Below are 18,841 nucleotides of genomic sequence, written 5' to 3'. Positions count from 1 at the left end.
AAGCCAACGGCCAGCCGGCCGGGTAGTGGCTCCCATCAACCTGATCCTGTATTTCCATGAAATTTGAACATCTGATCGAGATCAACAATTTTGACGATCCGCGCACCGACATACTGGACCGGAAACAACTGTGGCATGGCTTGCTCTTGCGTGCCAAAGAGCCGACCTTGTTCATTCCGCACATGGATTCGTTCGAAATAGTCGAGGAATCCGACCATGCCATTTCACGAATCCTGAATTTCGGAAAATTCAGGGTAAACGACAAGGTCGAATTCGTTCCCATGCAGAAGTTGTCGTTTTACATTCCGGCACAAGGTGAAATTATCGAATCGAAGCTCGAAATTTCGATTGACGAACCCTTTCCGGGACGCTTTTTTGTCCGGTTCATCTATGAGGATTCCGCACCGGATGAGGGCGCCGAAGCCATGTACAACGATTTCCGGCGTTCTGCCTACAAGGAAACCGATATTGATTCGATCCGGCTTATACGCCAGTTTGCGGCACAGGGCCGTTTGAACGGCCCTGCAACAGACACGGATATGCCCTTGTCTTCCTAGATTACAGAACATCAAGGGGCATTTTGCGATCCGGCGGCGGGAAAACAGCATCCAGTTTATCCAGAACGCCCTGCTCAAGCGTGATATCCCAGGCCTTGCGGTTTTCTTCAACGCGCTTGACGCTGGACGATTTGGGAATCGGTACCGTTCCCTGATGCAAAAGCCAGGCCAATGCCAGTTGCGCCGGTGTAATGGATAATTCCTGGGCAACCTGTTTCAGCTCCGGGCTCCTCAAAAGACGAGTCTGGTAAAGCGGAGAATACGCCATGACAGGAATATTGTGGTTCTTTTGCCAGGGAAGCAAATCCCATTCAATACCTCTTGACGCCAGGTTGTACAATACCTGATTGACACAGATGTGGCCGTTATCGTAACGGGATGCTTCCCGCATGTCGTCCAGATCGAAATTGGAAACGCCGTAGGCGCGTATCTTGCCGGCATCAAGCAGTCTTTCCATGGCTTCGAACGTTTCATCCAGCGGATAGCCTCCCCGCCAGTGCAGCAAATACAAATCGAGATAATCCGTTTTCAGCCGCTGAAGGCTCCGTTCAAAAGCGGCAATCGTTCCCTTTCTGCTGGCATTGCCCGGCAACACCTTGCTGACCAGAAACACCTTGTCGCGCCTTCCGGCAATGGCTTCGCCCGTTACTTTTTCAGCACCGCCTGAGGCGTACATTTCCGCCGTATCAATCAGCGTCATACCCAGATCGATTCCTTTTTGCAGCGCGGCGACTTCATCTTTTTTTGCCGATGAAGACTCTCCCATAAACCAGGTCCCCTGCCCCAGTGTCGGCATCGTGATACCATTTCGCAAGGTGATAACATGTGAAGGCATAATGCAATTCCCTGAAATAAACGTTTATCAATCCGGACCCGGCAAGACTTTCCTGTTCCAGTGCCGAAGCCGCTTTCCGTACATGGCATGCATTATTGCACCGCTTCTCCGGTAAGGACAAGAACCCTGAAAACACGGCTTGACAAAAGTGAGTAAAAAAGAGTGCCCAGACAAAGCCATGCCCGCTGAAATGAAAATTTCAGCATCCGGCCAGCCCTCTCCCTTGCCGGAAAGGCCATTTTCTGTCGAATATACCCAAAATGAAGCAAAAAATCGGCTGGCCCGTTTCGGCAATGCCCTGGCGCGTCACCCGATCGGCATTTCCCGTATTCAGTGGACAATGGTTTTCATCTATTTTTCCCTGCTGCTCCTTCCTGCGCTGTTTCCATTGCCGGAATTCAGCCGGTTTTCCCGGCTGGTGTTCTGGGGAATCGGCTGGCCGTTGATCGTATTGAGCATGATGCTGGGCGGGCGGTTCTGGTGCGGTATTTTCTGCCCGGACGGAACACTGACCGAATTTATCAGCGGACATGGGAAAAAAGGCTCCATACCCCGATGGATCCGCTGGCAAGGGTGGCCCTGTACCATGCTGGTCGGCACGACCTTGTATGGACAATCAACCGGCTTTTACGAGAATTATCCCGCAACGCTGGTTTTACTGGGCATCCCTACCTGTATGGCACTGCTGACGGGCTATCTTTATGGGAACAGCAAGCGGATCTGGTGCATGTATTTATGCCCCGGAAACGGTTTCTTCGGTCTGCTTTCAAAAATAGCGCCCATCCACTTTCGGGTGAACCGGGAAAAATGGAAACGCTTTTCCGGGCCGCCGAAACGCATCAACTGCGCGCCACTGATTAATATCCGGCAGATGCAAAGTGCTTCCGCCTGTCACGCCTGCGGCCGGTGCAACGGTTACCGTGATGCGGTGGAACTGGCCGCCAGACCTTTTTCCATCGAGATCGTTTCCGCAAGAGACAAAACGGTTTCCGGTACGGACGCTTTTCTGTTGGTCTGGGGAATCATGGGTATTGTTACCCTTTCCCTGGCATGGGCACAAAGCAGTTTGCATGAGCAATTTATGGAAATGGTCAAGTTTCTGGACTTGCCGCTTCATTTCAAGCCGCCATGGTGGCTCTCAAGCAGCCCCGCCAGCCTGTATCGTCTTGCTTTTATCGTCTTGACAGGAACCATGGTCAGCCTGCTGGTTTACGGCTTCCTCTGTCTGGCAAGCCGGATTTCAGAAAACCGCGTTTCCTGGAAACACCTGTCTTTTTGCCTGATTCCGCTTGCCGGCTGGGGCATTTTTCTGGGGTTGTGCCGCCTCGGTGCCTCGGTGTGGCAGGAATACGGTTTTTCTCTTCCGTGGGTTCCTTTTTTCGAAACCGCTGTACTGGCGCTTGGGACTGTTTTGTCATTCTGGCTGGGTATCAAAGTCATCATGCAACACTTTTCCACGAAAAATGTTATCGCCACGCTGATCTATTGCCTCCCTCTCGTTTTGCTGAATTATCTGTGGTTGGGGTAAAAAGTTCATGAAAAAAGCCTGTCTCTTCGACAGGCTTTTTCGGGCCGGAAAATGTTTATTGTTCAAGCTGCAAGGCATTGTTTTCCGGTACGCTTTCCGGTACTTTTTCGGGAAACTCCAGACGGATTTCATCCCTGTCGTCCGTATCGACGACAACAGCGCCCCCCGCCACCAGCCGACCGAACAGAAGTTCATCCGCGAGCGCCTTCCGGATAAGATCCTGTATCAGTCGCAACATCGGACGCGCGCCCATCAAGGGATCGAATCCTCTTTTCGCCAGCATACGGCGCAAAGCCTCTGTAAAGACGACATCGACTTTCTTTTCATGCAACTGCTCTTCCAGTTGCATCAGGAATTTATCGACAACGCGCAAAATGATTTCTTCATTCAGCGGCCTGAAACTGATAATCGCATCAAGCCGGTTTCGGAATTCAGGCGTAAACATGCGCTTGATATCGACCATTTCATCACCGCTCTCCTTTTGATTGGTAAAGCCCATGGTCGATCTCTGAAGGCTTTCCGCGCCTGCGTTGGTCGTCATGATAATGACGACATTGCGGAAATCGGCCTTCCGTCCGTTATTATCGGTCAAGGTACCATGATCCATCACCTGCAAGAGGATACTGAAAATATCGGGATGGGCTTTTTCAATTTCGTCCAGCAATAAGACCGCATGCGGTTTTTTGGTAATGGCTTCCGTCAACAGGCCACCCTGATCGAAACCGACATACCCCGGCGGCGCGCCGATCATACGACTGACCGCATGGCGCTCCATATATTCAGACATGTCAAAACGGATCAGGTCAATACCGAGAGCGAAAGCAAGCTGTCGGGCCACTTCCGTTTTTCCCACCCCTGTCGGGCCTGAAAAAAGAAAGGCTCCGATCGGTTTGTCCGTCTTGCCAAGACCTGCCCGCGCCATTTTGATACTGGCCGACAGGGCATCAATCGCGGCATCCTGTCCGAACACGACATTTTTAAGGTCTCGTTCGAGATTTTGCAATTTGCTCCGGTCGTCCTGATTGACTGTCTGTGGGGGAATGCGGGCGATCTTTGAAATAATGTCTTCGATTTCAGCTTTTCCAATCGTCTTTTTCTGCTTTGACTTCGGCAACACGCGTTGAGCCGCACCCGCTTCATCAATCACGTCAATTGCCTTGTCGGGCAGGTGGCGATCATTGATAAAACGGGCAGACAATTCCGCTGCCGTAATCAGTGCCGAAACGGAATACTTGACGTTGTGGTGATCCTCGAAACGGGATTTCAATCCGCGCAATATTTGTACCGTCTGCTCGACCGTCGGTTCGTTGATGTCAATTTTCTGGAAACGGCGTGCCAAAGCATGATCTTTTTCGAAAACGTTACGGAATTCGGCAAATGTCGTCGCCCCGATACACTTGAGCTTGCCGCTCGACAAGGCCGGTTTCAAAAGGTTGGACGCATCCAGCGTACCGCCCGAAGCCGATCCCGCACCGATAATGGTATGAATTTCGTCGATAAAGAGGATGGAACCGGCATTGTCGTCCAGCTGTTTCAATACCGCTTTCAGCCGCTGCTCAAAATCGCCACGGTATTTGGTCCCTGCCAGAAGCGCTCCCATATCGAGCGCGTAAACGACCGCATTCTCCAATACTTCGGGCACGTTCTTTTGCGTGATGCGCCAGGCAAGCCCTTCCGCAATGGCCGTTTTGCCAACACCGGCTTCCCCAACGAGCAATGGATTGTTTTTGCGCCGGCGGCACAACACCTGAATGACACGGTCAATTTCCTCGTCCCGGCCGATCAGGGGATCAATTCTGCCGACAGCGGCTTCCCGATTGAGATTCTGGGTATAAAGATCCAGCGGCGAGTCCTTGCCGGCAACCGCATCGTTCTGGATTTCTTCTGCGCCTTCAGTCTGTTTGGGCGTGTCCTGCTGAGTGTTTTTGCGAACGCCGTGGGAAATGAAATTGACCACATCCAGACGCGTTACGCCCTGCTGGTGCAGATAATAAACGGCATGCGAATCCTTTTCGCCAAAAATGGCAACCAGTACATTGGCGCCTGTCACTTCCTTTTTACCGTTCGAGGCGGACTGGACATGCATAATCGCCCGCTGGATGACTCTTTGAAAACCCAGTGTGGGCTGTGTATCCACTTCTCCTGTACCGGGAACAACCGGTGTGTTGTCCCTGATAAAATCACCAAGCATCTTTCTGAGCTCGTTCAGATTGGCATTGCACGCTCTCAATACTTCGGACGCCGAAGGATTGTCCAGCAAAGCCAAAAGCAAATGCTCGACTGTTATGAATTCATACCGTGCCTGACGCGCCTCTACAAAGGCCATATGCAAGCTGACTTCCAATTCCTGCGCAATCATGCTTCCTCCATCGTGCATTGCAAAGGATGCCCTTCCTGACGGGCATGTCTTATTACCTGTTCCACTTTCGTGTTCGCGATATCTTTCGGGAAAATGCCGCATACACCTTTGCCTTCACGGTGCACTTTCAGCATAATCCGGGTAGCCATTTCCGCATTTTTATGAAAATACTCCTGCAACACGAAAATCACGAAATCCATCGGCGTGAAATCGTCATTCAGGAGCAATACCCTGTACATCGGGGGCGGTTTCAAAACAGTTGCTGTTTCCTCGAGAAATACCTCGTTTCCCTGCTGAGTAACCATTGCTTCTACTTTATCTCGACTAAATATTTTTCCTTGTGCGCAAGCGCAAAGTTCAGATTTGATAATACGTGTTTTTGCCTGTTCGTGCAGCTTGTCACCTTTTGCCGGTTGTACGGCTGCCATCAAATTTTTAGCATATATCAAGAATCCATCCTTTTTTGGGAAAATTGCTTGACTTTGCCTACCTTTATGCCAACAATGGACTCGTTGATAAGGGCAAGGTCCCGCTTTTGTCAGCCGTAAGAAAAGAAAAGGACTGGGTCGGAACAAATTCAATTTTTTCCGATGGTTTCGTGAGTATAATGCGTTTTTATAGAAAGACCCTCTTTTATGGCAACTGGTACAGTTAAGTGGTTTAACGATTCTAAAGGCTTCGGTTTCATTACCCCGGAAGACGGAGGTGAGGATTTGTTCGCTCATTTCTCCGCAATTAATATGAGTGGCTTCAAAACCTTGAAAGAAGGTCAAAAGGTTCAATTTGAAGTCACCCAGGGCCCAAAAGGCAAACAGGCTTCCAACATCCAATCCGTGTAATTCCTGCATTGGATCAAGCCCGGAAACCCCACAAGTTGTGGGGTTTTTTATTGCCTGCAACCCATATAATGACACAAAATCGTTTTTCAAGTTGAAAGCCTGAAATTCTTTTACAATGCTTGCATGAGCATGACACTGGAAAAGATACTGCAAAGCCAGGGATTCGGCAGCCGCAAATTCTGCAGAAATCTGGTTCTTGGCCATCGCGTCGAAATAGCGGGTAAAATTTGTACCGATCCGGACAGGAAGCTTGAAACGGACGATCTGGCGTTCCGGGTCGATGGGGAAACATGGGAATACCGCGAGAAACTCTATCTCGTACTGAACAAACCGGCCGGTTACGAATGTTCCCGTCAACCGCAGCACCATCCCAGTGTATTTGCCCTGCTTCCGGAACCGTTTGTCCAGCGGGGACTGCAATGCGTGGGCAGACTTGACCAGGATACTACCGGATTGCTCCTCCTGACCGACGACGGTCACTTTATTCATCAGTACACCTCACCCCGGAAAAAAGTTCCAAAAATCTATACGGTTACAGGTGTATCTCCTTTCGAAGCCACCCAGCTTGAAAAACTGGTCACGGGTGTTCAGTTGAAAGACGAAAAAACGCTCACCAGTGCACTGGCATGTCAGCTGATTGACGAATACCGTTTACGACTGTCCATTACGGAAGGAAAATATCATCAGGTCAAGCGGATGATTGCGGCGGCAGGCAACAGAGTGGAAACACTGCACCGCTCGGCCATAGGCGGTTTTACTCTGGAAGAAACCTTGCTACCCGGTCACTGGCGTTTTTTGAATGAGAACGACCTGAAAAGGCTGAGTGAACCTTTCCCTGCCTAAAAGCACATGCATTCCTTTATTTTTTCCCGGGGATGTACAGGTCGGCAATCGTTCCCAATCCGATTTCGGCCGCAAACATGACGGTTTCCGACAGCGACGGGTGCGGATGTACGGTCAGTGCGATATCTTCCAGAGCGCAGCCCATTTCAAGAGCCAGCGTCGTTTCCGAAAGCAGTTCGCCTGCGCCTGTTCCGGCAATGGCCGCGCCCAGCAAACGTCCGGTTTTCTTATCCCACAGCAGCTTCGTGAGACCGTCAGGGCGTCCCATCGTCAACGCGCGTCCTGAAGCACTCCAGGGAAAAACGGACTTTTCATAAGGAATACCCTGTTTCACCGCCTGTTCTTCCGTCAATCCCATCCAGGCGATTTCCGGATCGGTATAGGCAACTGAAGGAACCGTCATTGCGTCGTATTCCGTTTTCAGTCCGGCAATCACTTCCGCGGCGACCTTACCTTCATAACTGGCCTTGTGAGCCAGCATCGGTTCACCACAGATATCGCCGATAGCGTAAATGTGCGGCACATTCGTCTGTTGTCTCCGGTTGACGGGAATGAATCCGTGCTCATCGACAAAAACGCCGACCCTGTCCGCCCCAATGGAGGCACCGTTGGGACGACGGCCCACGGCAACCAGCACAAGGTCGAACGCCAGCGGTTCCGAAGGCGCGTTGTTTCCATCAAACGTAGCGATCAGCCGTTTGCCGTCTTCTTCCAGTTTCGTCACACGGGTACGGACAAGAACAGCCTCGTATCGTTTTTTTATCCGGTCAAGAAGAGGCAATACGACATCCCGGTCCGCAGAGGGAATGAGGCCATCCGAAAATTCGGCAACCGTCACCTTGGCGCCTAATGCATCATATACGCACGCCATTTCCAGCCCGATGATTCCGCCCCCGATAACCAGCATTTTTTCCGGAATGCTGTCCAGCTGCAAGGCCCCCGTCGAATCGACAAGCGCGGCATGCCCATACGGGAAACCGGGCAATTTCGCAGCGGACGAACCGGCAGCGATAATGGCATTTTTGAACTGTACGCGCCATTGTCCGTTTTTTCCCGTCACGTCCATTTCATGAGTTCCGGCAAACTGCCCGATCCCGTGCAATACTGTTATTTTCCGTGCCCGCGCCAGAGCGGACAAGCCACCAGTCAGTTTATCGACCACGCCCTGTTTCCACCGGTTCAGTTGCACCGGATCGATCTCGGGTTTTCCATAACGGATGCCGTGATGGGCCATTTCCTGCACATCGGAAATCACTTTTGCCGCATGAAGAAGCGCTTTCGACGGTATGCAGCCGACATTAAGACAAACCCCGCCCAAAACGGGATACCGCTCCACCAGCACGACTTTTTGCCCCAGATCGGCTGCACGGAATGCGGCTGTATACCCACCCGGGCCAGCTCCAAGAACAAGGGTATCGCATTCGACGAAAGTCGGGTTTTCTGCCGCTGAAGGAGCGGTATTTTCCCGAGAGCGGTTATCCGACTGACGTGAACGGTCTTCAGGAACAATCTCCTTCGCCGCTTCTTCCGCATCCAGCAAAAGGAGCGCGGAACCTTCAGAAACCTTGTCACCCAGCTTCACCAGCATTTTTCTTACTTTGCCAGCTTGTGGCGAGGGGATTTCCATGCTGGCCTTGTCCGATTCAACCAGCAAAAGCGACTGGTCTTTTCTGATCTCGTCCCCTTCTTTTACCATCAGCTCGATGACTTCCACCTCTTTGAAATCCCCTATGTCCGGCACCCTGATTTCCATCGTCTTCATCTTCCCGCTCCTTATGGCTTTCGTCTTCCAAGGATTATCAGCCTCATCGGTTCTTGTGGTTTTGCGCAATACCTTTCTCTAAAGAAGCGTCTCTTTCATATCGGCAAGCACTTCCGCCAGATAAGTGACGAAACGAACACCTTGCGCGCCATCAATTACACGATGATCGTAAGAGAGCGACAAGGGCAAAATCAGGCGAGGCCGGAATTGCTGTCCGTCCCAGACGGGCTGTGTGGCAATACGCGAAAGCCCGACAATCGCGACTTCAGGCGCATTGATCAACGGGGTGAAATAGGTCCCGCCAATCCCCCCGAGTGAAGTGATGGTAAAGCTGGCTCCCTGCATATCAGACGGGTTCAGTTTTCCTTCTCTGGCCAGCGACGCCAGTTGCGCCATTTCGCGCGCGATCTGCAAGAGTCCTTTTTTGTCCGCATCCCTTACGACCGGAACGACAAGCCCGTGCACGGTATCGGCAGCGAAACCGATATGATAGTAATGTTTCAATATAAGGTTCTCGCCTGTCGCATCCAGCGATGCGTTGAACTCGGGATATTTCTTCAGCGCAGCAACACACGCCTTGATGACGAACGCCAATACGGTCAGCTTGACACCTTCCTCCCGGTATTTTTCATTGGTCGCTTTCCTGAAAGCTTCGATATCGGTAACATCGGCCTGTTCATACTGGGTAACGTGTGGGATCATGACCCAGTTCCGGTGCAGATTCGGACCGCTGATTTTCTTGATTCGTGAGAGGGGTTGTAATTCCGTTTCCCCATACTGGCTGAAATCCAGGGAAGGCCAGGGAGGAAAATTCAGGGTACTGTCGAATCGGCTGGACGAACCGTCGCGATTCAGCATCGCTTTGACATAAGCCTGCACATCTTCCTTCAGAATCCTTTCTTTCGGGCCTGAGCCTGTGACCTGCCTCAAATCGACCCCCAGTTCACGAGCATATCTCCGAACGGAAGGCGATGCATGCGGTAAAGCGGGATTCATCCGTTGCGCGGGAAAAGCGTCACTGGCTTCATAAAAAGGCAGACCCGCTTCTTTTGCAGCCTTCTCCAGTTTTTCCGCAACCGGAAAATGCGCCGTTTCCGGAACGGTTTGATGCTCCGGCCTTTCCCTATCCGCCGATACGCCCGAAAGCGCTTTTTCCGGCTCCTTTTCCGTTTCCAGAAGAAGCAGAACTGATCCCTCCGACACCTTGTCACCCAGCTTCACCAGCATTTTTCTTACTTTGCCAGCTTGCGGCGAGGGGATTTCCATGCTGGCCTTGTCCGATTCAACCAGTACCAGCGACTGATCCTTCGCGATCTCGTCCCCTTCTTTTACCATCAGCTCGATGACTTCCACATCTTTGAAGTCCCCTATATCCGGCACCCTGATTTCTACTGTACTCATGTTTTCTGTCCTTTCCGACCTGTTGTCCGGACGCGATACGTCAAATCGAAGAGTCTGTTTTGATGCGCAGTTCTCTCACATATCGACCGGATTCGGCTTTTCCCTGTCTATCCGGTATTTTTCAATCGCTTCCGAAACCGTTTCAGCAGGAATATCGCCCGTTTTGGCCAGCGCTTCCAGCGCCGCAAGCGTGACGTAATACCGGTCTATTTCGAAAAAATGGCGCAGATTGGCCCGCGTGTCCGAACGGCCGAAACCGTCGGTTCCCAAAACAGTATAAGACCTGCCTTCCGGAATGTAGGCCCGTATCTGTTCCGCAAAGAGCCGGACATAATCCGTCGAAGCGATGATTGGCCCCGCTGTACTTTTCAGGCATTCGGTTGCGTAGGGAACTCGCGGTGTTTCTCCGGGATGCATCATGTTCCAGCGCTCGGCATCATTGCCTTCACGCGCCACCATCGTAAAGGAAGTGACAGACCAGATGTCTGCCGCGACATTCCAGTCATCTTTCAGAAGATCGACAGCGGAAAGCATTTCATGGGTAATCGTTCCCGAACCGAGCAGCTGGACGCGGTGAGGCAAATTCTTTTCACCTTCCTGCAACAGGTACATGCCTTTCAGAATGCCCTCTTCCTGTCCCGGCTTTATGCCCGGCTGCGGATAGGATTCGTTCATGACGGAAATGTAATAGAAAACATCTTCCTGTTCTTCCACCATACGACGGGCGCCGTCCTGAATGATAACCGCCACTTCATGGGCAAAACCGGGATCGTATGGCCGGCACGTCGGAATCGTGGCGGCAAAAACATGATTCTGTCCGTCTTCATGCTGCAATCCTTCTCCATTCAGGGTTGTCCTTCCCGCCGTACCGCCGATCAGGAACCCCCGTGCCATCATGTCGGCGGCCGCCCACATCAGGTCGCCCGTTCTCTGGAAACCGAACATGGAATAATAGGTATAAAAAGGCAGCATGATCCGGTTGCTGACCGAATAAGAGGTCGCCGCAGCGATCCATGAACACATACCGCCCGCTTCCGTGATGCCTTCCTGAAGAATTTGTCCTGTTTTATCTTCCCGGTAATACATGACTTCATCGGAATCGACCGGTTCGTACAGTTGTCCCTTGGGATTGTAAATGCCGATCTGGCGGAACAGCCCTTCCATGCCGAAGGTCCGCGATTCATCCACCATGATGGGAACAATCCGCCTGCCGATCTCCGGAGCCCGCAGCAGAATGCCCAGTGCCCTGACATAGGCTTGCGTCGTTGAAATCGAACGTCCCGGATGCGTCGGTTCCAGCAGAGCGGAAAAAGCGGAAAGAGGCGGAACCGGCAGATATTCATCCGCTTTCTGTCTGCGATGAGGAAGATAACCGCCCAGCGCTTTCCTGCATTCCCGGAGGTAAATCATTTCCGGCGCGTCTTCCGGTGGCCGGTAAAAAGGAATGTCGTCCAGCCGATCATCAGGAATCGGGACACCTGCCCGATCGCGCAAGGTACGAATGGTCTTGTCATCCAGTTTTTTGACCTGATGGGCGATATTCAGCGCTTCGCCGGCTTTGCCCATTCCATACCCCTTGACAGTCTGGCAGAGTATGATGGTCGGTTGTCCTGTATGTTCCTGCGCGGCCTTGAACGCGGCATAGACTTTCTGGGGGTCATGACCGCCACGCGACAGCCGCCACAATTCATCGTCCGACATGTTCTCGACCATTTTCAGCAGTCGCGGATCCTTGCCGAAAAAATGCTTTCGTACATAAGCGCCGTCTCTTGCCTTGTAACTCTGGTATTCGCCATCCACTGTTTCCATCATGACTTTTTTCAGGATATTGTCCTTGTCCCGAGCCAGCAATTCATCCCAGTCGGAACCCCAGATAACCTTGATGACATTCCAGCCGGCTCCCCGGAAATCGGCTTCCAGTTCCTGAATGATTTTGCCGTTTCCGCGCACCGGACCGTCCAGGCGTTGCAGATTGCAATTGACGACCATGATCAGATTGTCCAGCGATTCACGGGACGCCAGACTGATCGCTCCCTTGGCTTCGGGCTCATCCATTTCACCGTCACCGCAGAATACCCATACTTTCCGGCCTGCCGTATCGGCAATACCCCGCGCCTGCAAGTATTTCAGGAAACGGGCCTGATAAATCGCCATAATGGGCCCCAGTCCCATGGATACTGTCGGGAACTGCCAGAAATCGGGCATCAGTTTTGGATGGGGATAGGAAGACAAACCGTTTCCATGCACTTCACGCCTGAAATTTTCAAGCTGTTCCTCGGTAAGCCGCCCTTCGATAAAGGCACGCGCGTAGACGCCCGGTGAAGAATGCCCCTGAAAATAGACGAGGTCGCCATCGAAGGTTTCCGTTGGCGCCCGCCAGAAATGATTGAATCCCGTCCCGAACATGGTGGCAACCGAGGTAAACGAGGCGATATGTCCCCCCAGATTGTCCCCCTCCCTGTTGGCACGCACCACCATTGCCATGGCGTTCCATCGCATCCATGCCCTAAGACGTGCCTCATAAGCCATATTGCCGGGAGAGCGCTGTTCCCGCTCGGGAGGAATGGTATTGATATAGGCGGTATTGCTGGAAAAGGGAAGGTTGACGCCCTTTTGCCGCGCCACATCGGCCAGCCTTTCCATCAGATAATGAGCCCGTTCCGGCCCTTCGTTTTCGATAACGGCATGAAGCGCATCCAGCCATTCCGATGTTTCCCGTTCGTCCCGATCCTGATAATGAATGAAAACGTCATCCTGCTGACTCGCCATAACTCCTCCCAAATATAGGCCGAAAAACTGCATGCAATCCGAAAGACCACGCATCTGAAAAGATAATAAACCAGAAGATGGCCTGGCACCTGTCAAATCGCAGAGAAAAAGTGACCGCTTACATCACTACATGCAGAAAAAGCCGGCTGACTCTTCATAAAATGCGGATTTTCGTGTAATTTATAGGGTTTACTTGTCGTCAAGCGCGAAAAACGGACAAGATATATCATCGTACAATGTTTTTTTAACGGTTTTTTCATTCATCAAATAACATGACTGCCCAAATTATCAACGGAAATGAGCTGGCCAAGGAAATCCGCAAGGACATAGCCGAACGTGCTGCCAAACTGACGGCGGCTGGAGAAACGCCGGGACTGGCCGTGATTCTGGTCGGCGACAGCCCGGCTTCCATGGTTTACGTGCTGAACAAGGAACGTGCCTGCAAGGCAAACGGCATCCGTTCCATTCTCGAAAAATACGATGCCGACTTCAGCGAAGCGGAACTGCTGGAACGGATTCGTGTCCTGAACGAAGATCCGTCTGTCCACGGCATTCTGGTCCAGTTGCCTTTACCCGACCATATCGATCCCCGCAAGGTAATCGAAGCGATTGATCCGGAAAAAGACATGGATTGCTTTAGCGTGGTCAATACCGGTCTGTTGATGACAGGGCAACCGAGAATCAAACCTTGCACCCCGCACGGCGTCATGAAAATGCTGGAATCGATCAATTACCCGGTTCGTGGAGCCCATGCCGTGATTGTCGGAGCATCAAATATTGTCGGCAAACCGATGTCCATGCTGCTCTTGCAAGCCGGTGCAACCATCACGATCTGTAACTCCAAGACCCGCGATCTGGGTTATCACACCCGCCTTGCCGATATCCTGATCGCCGCGACCGGCCAGCGAAACATTATCAAGGCCGACATGGTCAAACCGGGAGCCGTCGTGATCGACGTTGGCGTCGAACGGGACGAAAACGGCAAACTCTGGAGCGATGTGGATTTTCCGAATGTCAAGGAAGTGGCTGGTTACATCACGCCGGTACCGGGTGGAGTCGGCCCCATGACAATCACCATGCTGCTGGCCAATGCCATCGAGGCAGCTGAAAAAAAACTGCAGTGCAAACAGAAACAATAATGCCTGTCCGGCAAAAAAGGTACGCAAAAGCGTACCTTTTTCATTTGAAATGACTTATTCAAAAGGAGTATCCGATGACCAATCCGTTACTGAACTTTGAAGGTCTTCCCCGCTTTGACCAGATCCGTCCGGAACATGTTACACCGGCAATCGACACACTTTTGAACCACTGCAAAACGGTTGTCGAAGAACTGGAAGCGCCCATGGCGGAAATTACCTGGGACAACTTCATTACACCGCTGGACGACTGTACAGAACAACTGAGCCGCGCCTGGGGTATCGTCGGACACCTCAACGCTGTCGTCGATACGCCTGAACTGCGCGCTGTTTATAATGAAAACATTCCCAAAATCACGGAATTCTGGACATCGCTTTCACAAAATCTGGCCTTGTTCGAAAAATACAAGGCCATCAGGAATGGCTCTTCATTCAGCTCTCTGAGTCCGGCACGTCAACGCGTCATTGAAAACACACTGCGCGATTTCCGTCTGGGCGGTGCGGAACTTCCGGATGACAGGAAAAAGCGTTTTGCCGAAATCCAGGAAAAAACGGCGTCACTCTCTACCCGTTTTTCCGAAAACGTCCTTGACGCCACCAATGATTTCGAGCTGCTTGTCCAGGATGAAGCCGAACTGAAAGGATTGCCGGAAGACATACTCCATGCCGCACGCGCTGCCGCCCAGTCCGAAAACAAGACGGGTTACAAATTTACCCTGCATTTCCCGTCCTTTTATCCGTTGATGCAGTACGCCGACAACCGTCACCTCCGGGAAAAAATGTACCGGGCCAATGCAACCCGCGCGTCAGAACTGGGCGCGCGTCCAGAATGGGACAATACGGGCAATATCGGCGAACTCTTGCGTTTGCGACAGGAAGAAGCCGCTCTTTTGGGTTACCGGAACTATGCCGAGGTATCGCTGGTTCCGAAAATGGCACGCACACCGGACGAAGTTATCGCTTTTCTGGAAGATCTGGCAAAAAGAGCGAGACCTTTTGCTGAAAAAGATCTGGCCGAACTGAAACAGTTTGCCAGAGAGGAACTGGGCATCGCCGATCTGGAGGCCTGGGACATGGCCTACGTTTCCGAAAAACTTCGCCAGCAACGTTACGCTTTTTCCGAACAGGAAGTAAAACAGTATTTTCCGGAACCCCGGGTTCTGGAAGGTCTTTTCAGACTGGTCCAGACGCTGTATTCCGTCACCATCCTCCCCGACAAGGCGCCGGTCTGGCACAAAGACGTCAAGTTTTTCCGGATCGAAAAAGACGGCAATCTGGTCGGACAGTTCTACATGGACCTGTATGCCCGTCCGGGCAAACGGGGAGGCGCATGGATGGATGACGCCCGAAGCCGCCGTATTACCGTAAACGGACTTCAGACTCCTGTGGCTTATCTGACATGCAATTTTTCATCGCCGATCGAAAAAAACGGCAAGTGGCAGCCGGCTCTTTTCACACACGACGAAGTCATGACGCTGTTTCACGAATTCGGACATGGCTTGCATCATCTGCTTTCCAGAGTTGATGAACTTGGCGTATCCGGTATAGCAGGCGTGGAATGGGACGCGGTTGAGCTGCCTTCCCAATTCATGGAAAACTTCTGTTGGGAGTGGGATGTTGTCCGGCATATGACTTCCCATATTGACACGGCAAAACCTCTGCCGAAAAAACTGTTCGATAAAATGCTGGCCGCCAGGAATTTCCAGTCCGGCCTGCAAATGCTGCGGCAGATTGAATTCTCTCTGGCAGACATGCATCTGCATTACGATTACGATCCGGATGGACAGTACAGTGTGCAGGATGTGCTGGATGGAATCCGCAAAAAATATGCAGTGGTCATTCCTCCGGAATTCAACCGTTTCCTGCAATCGTTCAGCCATATCTTTGCAGGCGGCTATGCCGCGGGTTATTACAGTTATAAATGGGCGGAAGTTTTGTCGGCCGACGTTTACAGCGCATTTGAGGAATCGCTTGCGGACGGAAACGATCTGATTTCACCGGAGATGGGCGCCAGACTGCTGGAAGAAATCCTGTCAGTTGGCGGTTCCCGGCCGGCCATCGAATCGTTCGTCGCCTTCAGAGGTCGTCAACCTTCGATCGACGCCCTGCTCCGTCATAACGGACTGGCTGCATAAAACCTTTACTAATGAAGGGAAAACGCTTCATAATTGACCCGGTTAGCATTCGGGGCAATTGACGCATATCTTTCCTCTTCAGGCCGGCAGGTTTTATGACAAAAATCGAATTCCGTACTCATATTGCAGACAAAATCAACTATACCTGCCGATGGGTACGGAAAGCTTTTTTGAATGCGCCTGATTCCAGAATTGTGATTCTGTCATCCGACAGAAATCTGCTAAACAGGCTGGATGATGCATTGTGGACTTTCTCGGACTCCGACTTTCTGCCTCACGCCATGCTCGGAGACCGGCTGGCATCACGCTCTCCGGTTCTCCTGACATACGACGATCAATGCGAAATGCCGCACCATCAGATTCTGGTCAATCTCTCGCCGGCCATACCCGCATGTTACGCCCGGTTCGATCGCCTGATCGAGCTGGTTTCGACTGAAACGGCCGATACGGAAGCAGGCCGTCAGCGATATGTCCATTACCGGGAACGCGGTTACGCTCTCCATCATGAAATGGCGAAATAATGAATACCCCCAACGAATTCAATCCCGACAAAAACGGCATGAAACAGGATAACGATTGTCCGGAAGCCGGTTCAAACGACCATGCTGCAGAGGACTATCCTGTTTTGACCGAAATACTGTCGACATTGCCCGATCTGGTCGATGCGACACAGAACGAAACGGCATGGAACGAGCTTGAACAGCGTTTGGCTGAAAGAATATTGCGGCGCGTGGAGGAACGGATTCAGTTTGTGCTCGAGGAAATCATCCAGCAAAACCTGGCCTCAAGCATCCAGAAAATGACGGGAACGCTCGTTAGCGAAATCCGGAAAGACTTGCAAAGCACGCTGGATGTTGTCGTTACCCATGCCGTGACCGACGAACTTCACAGACTGAGACAAAAAGAATTTTTTTCCACAAACAATCATCTTAAAATAACGGAAAAAAACGGGCCGGGATCGTGAACCGGCTTCAGAACAGATAATCGAAGAGGCGAATTGTGAAAGTCATCGTACTGGGATCGGGTATTACGGGAACGGCTGCAGCCTGGTTTTTGCGTCAGGCAGGACACGAAGTCATCGTTATAGAACGCCAGCCCGGCGCTGCACAGGAGACCACATTCGGAAACGGCTCGCAGATTTCCGTTTCCCACTCTGAACCCTGGGCAAACCCTTCTGCGCCCTCCAAAATCCTGAAATGGCTCGGCAAGGACGATGCGCCTTTGCTGTACCGCTTTCGCGCCGAACAGCTTCAGTGGGAATGGGGCATCCGTTTTCTTCTGGAGTGTACCCCCAAACGGACCGCTTACAATACGCGCCAGTGTGTCGCCATGTCCGACTTCAGCAAAAAAACCCTGAGAGCGTTGCGGCAGGAAGCGGGCATTGAATACACTCATCTGAGCCGCGGAATCATGCACTTCTATACCGACAAGGCGGACTATGAATCCTCCAAGGCAGGCGCGACACTGATGACCTCGCTCGGTTGTCCGCGCAATACTATCAGTCCGGATGAAGTTGTCCGTATCGAGCCGGCCCTGTCTCCGGTGCGTGACAAATTGATCGGTGGCGATTTCACTCCCGACGATGAACACGGCGATTCCCGGGAATTCACGATTGCCCTGTCTGAAAAAGCAGCGGCACACGGTGTCGAATTTCGCTTCAATACCACGGCAACGCGGCTTTTGAAAGAAGGAACCGGTTCTGCCGCCAGAATAAGTGCGGTAGAGACCATCACGCCCACCGGCGAATTCGAGGTTATTGAAGGCGACGCTTTCGTCATTTCGCTGGGCAGCTTCTCGGCACCTTTCCTGAAACCGCTCGGCATCAACCTGATGATCTATCCGGCAAAGGGCTATTCCGCCACCTTTCCGGTCAGGGATCCCGACAAGGCGCCTTATGTTTCGCTGATCGATGCAGGTTACAAACTTGTCTTTTCACGGCTCGGAAACAAGCTGCGCGTTGGGGGAACCGCTGAAATGAACAGTTACGGCCGTCAGCTTAATGAAGCCCGCTGCCAGGCGCTGATCCGGCGCACATCGGAACTTTTCCCGGACGCATGCGATTATGACCAGCCTCATTTCTGGACAGGCCTGCGCCCGATGACGCCTTCCAACATACCCTATATCGGAAAATCGAAGTATCGCAATCTTTTCCTGAATACCGGACACGGCACGTTGGGATGGACGATGGGTTGCGGTTCCGGCCGCTCGATAGCGGATATTGTCTCGGGCCGCTTGCCGGAAGTCGATTTCGAATTTTGCGGAATGAAGTAGGACGGCATGCCCAAAAAGAAAATTACGGAAACGGAAAGCTGTCCATGCGGCAACCCGTCATTTGAAAATTGCTGTGAACCATACCTGACTGGCAAAGCGACTGCTGAAGATGCATTGACACTGATGCGTTCCCGTTACAGCGCCTACGTTACCGGCAATGAACGCTATCTGCTTGAAACGTGGAGCGAAGAAAACCGTCCATCCGGCACCATTATCGAAAAAAATACGCCCATCAAATGGATAGGCCTGAAAATCATCCGTCATCAGGAACATGAAGATCGCGCAACGGTGGAATTCATTGCCCGTTACAAACAGAACGGACGAATGCACAAGCTGCATGAAATCAGCCGATTCATCAAAAAAGATTCGCAATGGTATTACTTTGATGGCACTTTTTTTTAATTTT

General features: G+C 51.9%; 16 protein-coding genes. 10 read left to right on the top strand and 6 right to left on the bottom strand.

Features of this window, described 5'->3' with window-relative positions:
* The first annotated feature begins 56 nt into the window (after positions 1-56).
* The gene (locus OFAG_RS01375; RefSeq protein WP_005878093.1) at positions 57-557 is read left to right on the top strand and encodes an SRPBCC family protein; all 501 of its coding nucleotides are present in this window, start codon (positions 57-59) and stop codon (positions 555-557) included.
* A 1-nt stretch (position 558) separates the two neighbouring features.
* Here OFAG_RS01375 and OFAG_RS01370 read toward each other — a convergent pair whose 3' ends face one another.
* The gene (locus tag OFAG_RS01370; protein ID WP_005878095.1) at positions 559-1,392 is read right to left on the bottom strand and encodes an aldo/keto reductase; all 834 of its coding nucleotides are present in this window, start codon (positions 1,390-1,392) and stop codon (positions 559-561) included.
* A 190-nt stretch (positions 1,393-1,582) separates the two neighbouring features.
* On the opposite strand from OFAG_RS01370, the gene OFAG_RS01365 reads away from it, so the two are divergent.
* Positions 1,583-2,920 carry a 4Fe-4S binding protein gene (locus OFAG_RS01365; protein ID WP_222707668.1) on the top strand — a complete coding sequence of 446 codons (1,338 nt, stop codon included), beginning with the start codon at positions 1,583-1,585 and terminating at the stop codon, positions 2,918-2,920.
* Between the two features lie 55 nt (positions 2,921-2,975).
* Here the strand turns inward: OFAG_RS01365 and clpA are convergent, their stop codons facing one another.
* Entirely contained in the window at positions 2,976-5,279 is a 2,304-nt protein-coding gene (clpA, locus tag OFAG_RS01360; RefSeq protein WP_005878097.1) for an ATP-dependent Clp protease ATP-binding subunit ClpA, read from the bottom strand.
* Positions 5,276-5,584, bottom strand: coding sequence for an ATP-dependent Clp protease adapter ClpS (gene clpS, locus OFAG_RS01355; protein WP_040719412.1), 309 nt, complete (start codon positions 5,582-5,584; stop codon positions 5,276-5,278). Before clpS ends, clpA begins: the two co-directional genes overlap by 4 nt.
* Before the next feature lie 330 nt (positions 5,585-5,914).
* Here clpS and cspE point away from each other — a divergent pair, with 330 nt between their 5' ends.
* Together cspE and OFAG_RS01340 are read left to right on the top strand one after the other, a co-directional pair.
* Positions 5,915-6,118: a transcription antiterminator/RNA stability regulator CspE gene (gene cspE, locus OFAG_RS01345; protein ID WP_005878100.1), complete on the top strand. Its 204-nt coding sequence runs from the start codon at positions 5,915-5,917 to the stop codon at positions 6,116-6,118.
* 129 nt (positions 6,119-6,247) lie between these two features.
* Positions 6,248-6,961, top strand: coding sequence for a pseudouridine synthase (locus OFAG_RS01340; protein WP_040719410.1), 714 nt, complete (start codon positions 6,248-6,250; stop codon positions 6,959-6,961).
* 16 nt (positions 6,962-6,977) lie between these two features.
* On the opposite strand, the gene lpdA is transcribed toward OFAG_RS01340, so the two are convergent.
* The 3 genes from lpdA to aceE all read right to left on the bottom strand — a co-directional run bounded on the left by lpdA (position 6,978) and on the right by aceE (position 12,893).
* Complete coding sequence (gene lpdA / locus OFAG_RS01335; protein ID WP_005878102.1) at positions 6,978-8,714, bottom strand: dihydrolipoyl dehydrogenase; 1,737 nt, start codon at positions 8,712-8,714, stop codon at positions 6,978-6,980.
* Positions 8,715-8,801: 87 nt separating this feature from the next.
* Complete coding sequence (gene aceF, locus OFAG_RS01330; RefSeq protein ID WP_005878104.1) at positions 8,802-10,124, bottom strand: dihydrolipoyllysine-residue acetyltransferase; 1,323 nt, start codon at positions 10,122-10,124, stop codon at positions 8,802-8,804.
* A 75-nt stretch (positions 10,125-10,199) separates the two neighbouring features.
* Positions 10,200-12,893, bottom strand: a complete 2,694-nt coding sequence (gene aceE, locus OFAG_RS01325; protein ID WP_005878106.1) for a pyruvate dehydrogenase (acetyl-transferring), homodimeric type — start codon at positions 12,891-12,893, stop codon at positions 10,200-10,202.
* Positions 12,894-13,165: 272 nt separating this feature from the next.
* Here aceE and folD point away from each other — a divergent pair, with 272 nt between their 5' ends.
* The 6 genes from folD to OFAG_RS01295 all read left to right on the top strand — a co-directional run bounded on the left by folD (position 13,166) and on the right by OFAG_RS01295 (position 18,837).
* Complete coding sequence (gene folD / locus OFAG_RS01320; protein ID WP_005878108.1) at positions 13,166-14,032, top strand: bifunctional methylenetetrahydrofolate dehydrogenase/methenyltetrahydrofolate cyclohydrolase FolD; 867 nt, start codon at positions 13,166-13,168, stop codon at positions 14,030-14,032.
* 74 nt (positions 14,033-14,106) lie between these two features.
* Positions 14,107-16,164, top strand: a complete 2,058-nt coding sequence (locus OFAG_RS01315; protein ID WP_005878110.1) for a M3 family metallopeptidase — start codon at positions 14,107-14,109, stop codon at positions 16,162-16,164.
* A 95-nt stretch (positions 16,165-16,259) separates the two neighbouring features.
* Positions 16,260-16,685, top strand: a complete 426-nt coding sequence (locus tag OFAG_RS01310; RefSeq protein WP_005878113.1) for a DNA polymerase III subunit chi — start codon at positions 16,260-16,262, stop codon at positions 16,683-16,685.
* Positions 16,685-17,128, top strand: a complete 444-nt coding sequence (locus OFAG_RS01305; RefSeq protein ID WP_005878115.1) for a hypothetical protein — start codon at positions 16,685-16,687, stop codon at positions 17,126-17,128. Before OFAG_RS01310 ends, OFAG_RS01305 begins: the two co-directional genes overlap by 1 nt.
* Before the next feature lie 35 nt (positions 17,129-17,163).
* Positions 17,164-18,435 (top strand): D-amino acid dehydrogenase, encoded by a 1,272-nt coding sequence (locus OFAG_RS01300; RefSeq protein WP_005878117.1) that lies wholly within the window; start codon positions 17,164-17,166, stop codon positions 18,433-18,435.
* Between the two features lie 6 nt (positions 18,436-18,441).
* Complete coding sequence (locus OFAG_RS01295; RefSeq protein ID WP_005878119.1) at positions 18,442-18,837, top strand: YchJ family protein; 396 nt, start codon at positions 18,442-18,444, stop codon at positions 18,835-18,837.
* The last annotated feature ends 4 nt before the right edge of the window (positions 18,838-18,841 follow it).

Source organism: Oxalobacter paraformigenes (genome assembly GCF_000158475.2).
GTDB classification, from domain to species: Bacteria; Pseudomonadota; Gammaproteobacteria; order Burkholderiales; family Burkholderiaceae_D; genus Oxalobacter; species Oxalobacter paraformigenes.
Note: the sequence above shows the minus strand (reverse complement) of the source record. Positions and strands in the feature narration are given on the sequence as shown.

Coding starts and splice junctions, on each gene's coding strand:
- OFAG_RS01305 (WP_005878115.1), top strand. CDS start 16,685: ATGAATACCCCCAACGAATTCAATCCCGACAAAAACGGCATGAAACAG.
- clpS (WP_040719412.1), bottom strand. CDS start 5,584: ATGGTTACTCAGCAGGGAAACGAGGTATTTCTCGAGGAAACAGCAACT.
- clpA (WP_005878097.1), bottom strand. CDS start 5,279: ATGATTGCGCAGGAATTGGAAGTCAGCTTGCATATGGCCTTTGTAGAG.
- OFAG_RS01340 (WP_040719410.1), top strand. CDS start 6,248: ATGACACTGGAAAAGATACTGCAAAGCCAGGGATTCGGCAGCCGCAAA.
- cspE (WP_005878100.1), top strand. CDS start 5,915: ATGGCAACTGGTACAGTTAAGTGGTTTAACGATTCTAAAGGCTTCGGT.
- OFAG_RS01375 (WP_005878093.1), top strand. CDS start 57: ATGAAATTTGAACATCTGATCGAGATCAACAATTTTGACGATCCGCGC.
- aceF (WP_005878104.1), bottom strand. CDS start 10,124: ATGAGTACAGTAGAAATCAGGGTGCCGGATATAGGGGACTTCAAAGAT.
- OFAG_RS01315 (WP_005878110.1), top strand. CDS start 14,107: ATGACCAATCCGTTACTGAACTTTGAAGGTCTTCCCCGCTTTGACCAG.
- OFAG_RS01365 (WP_222707668.1), top strand. CDS start 1,583: ATGAAAATTTCAGCATCCGGCCAGCCCTCTCCCTTGCCGGAAAGGCCA.
- OFAG_RS01295 (WP_005878119.1), top strand. CDS start 18,442: ATGCCCAAAAAGAAAATTACGGAAACGGAAAGCTGTCCATGCGGCAAC.
- lpdA (WP_005878102.1), bottom strand. CDS start 8,714: ATGGAAATCAGGGTGCCGGACATAGGGGATTTCAAAGAGGTGGAAGTC.
- aceE (WP_005878106.1), bottom strand. CDS start 12,893: ATGGCGAGTCAGCAGGATGACGTTTTCATTCATTATCAGGATCGGGAC.
- OFAG_RS01310 (WP_005878113.1), top strand. CDS start 16,260: ATGACAAAAATCGAATTCCGTACTCATATTGCAGACAAAATCAACTAT.
- OFAG_RS01370 (WP_005878095.1), bottom strand. CDS start 1,392: ATGCCTTCACATGTTATCACCTTGCGAAATGGTATCACGATGCCGACA.
- folD (WP_005878108.1), top strand. CDS start 13,166: ATGACTGCCCAAATTATCAACGGAAATGAGCTGGCCAAGGAAATCCGC.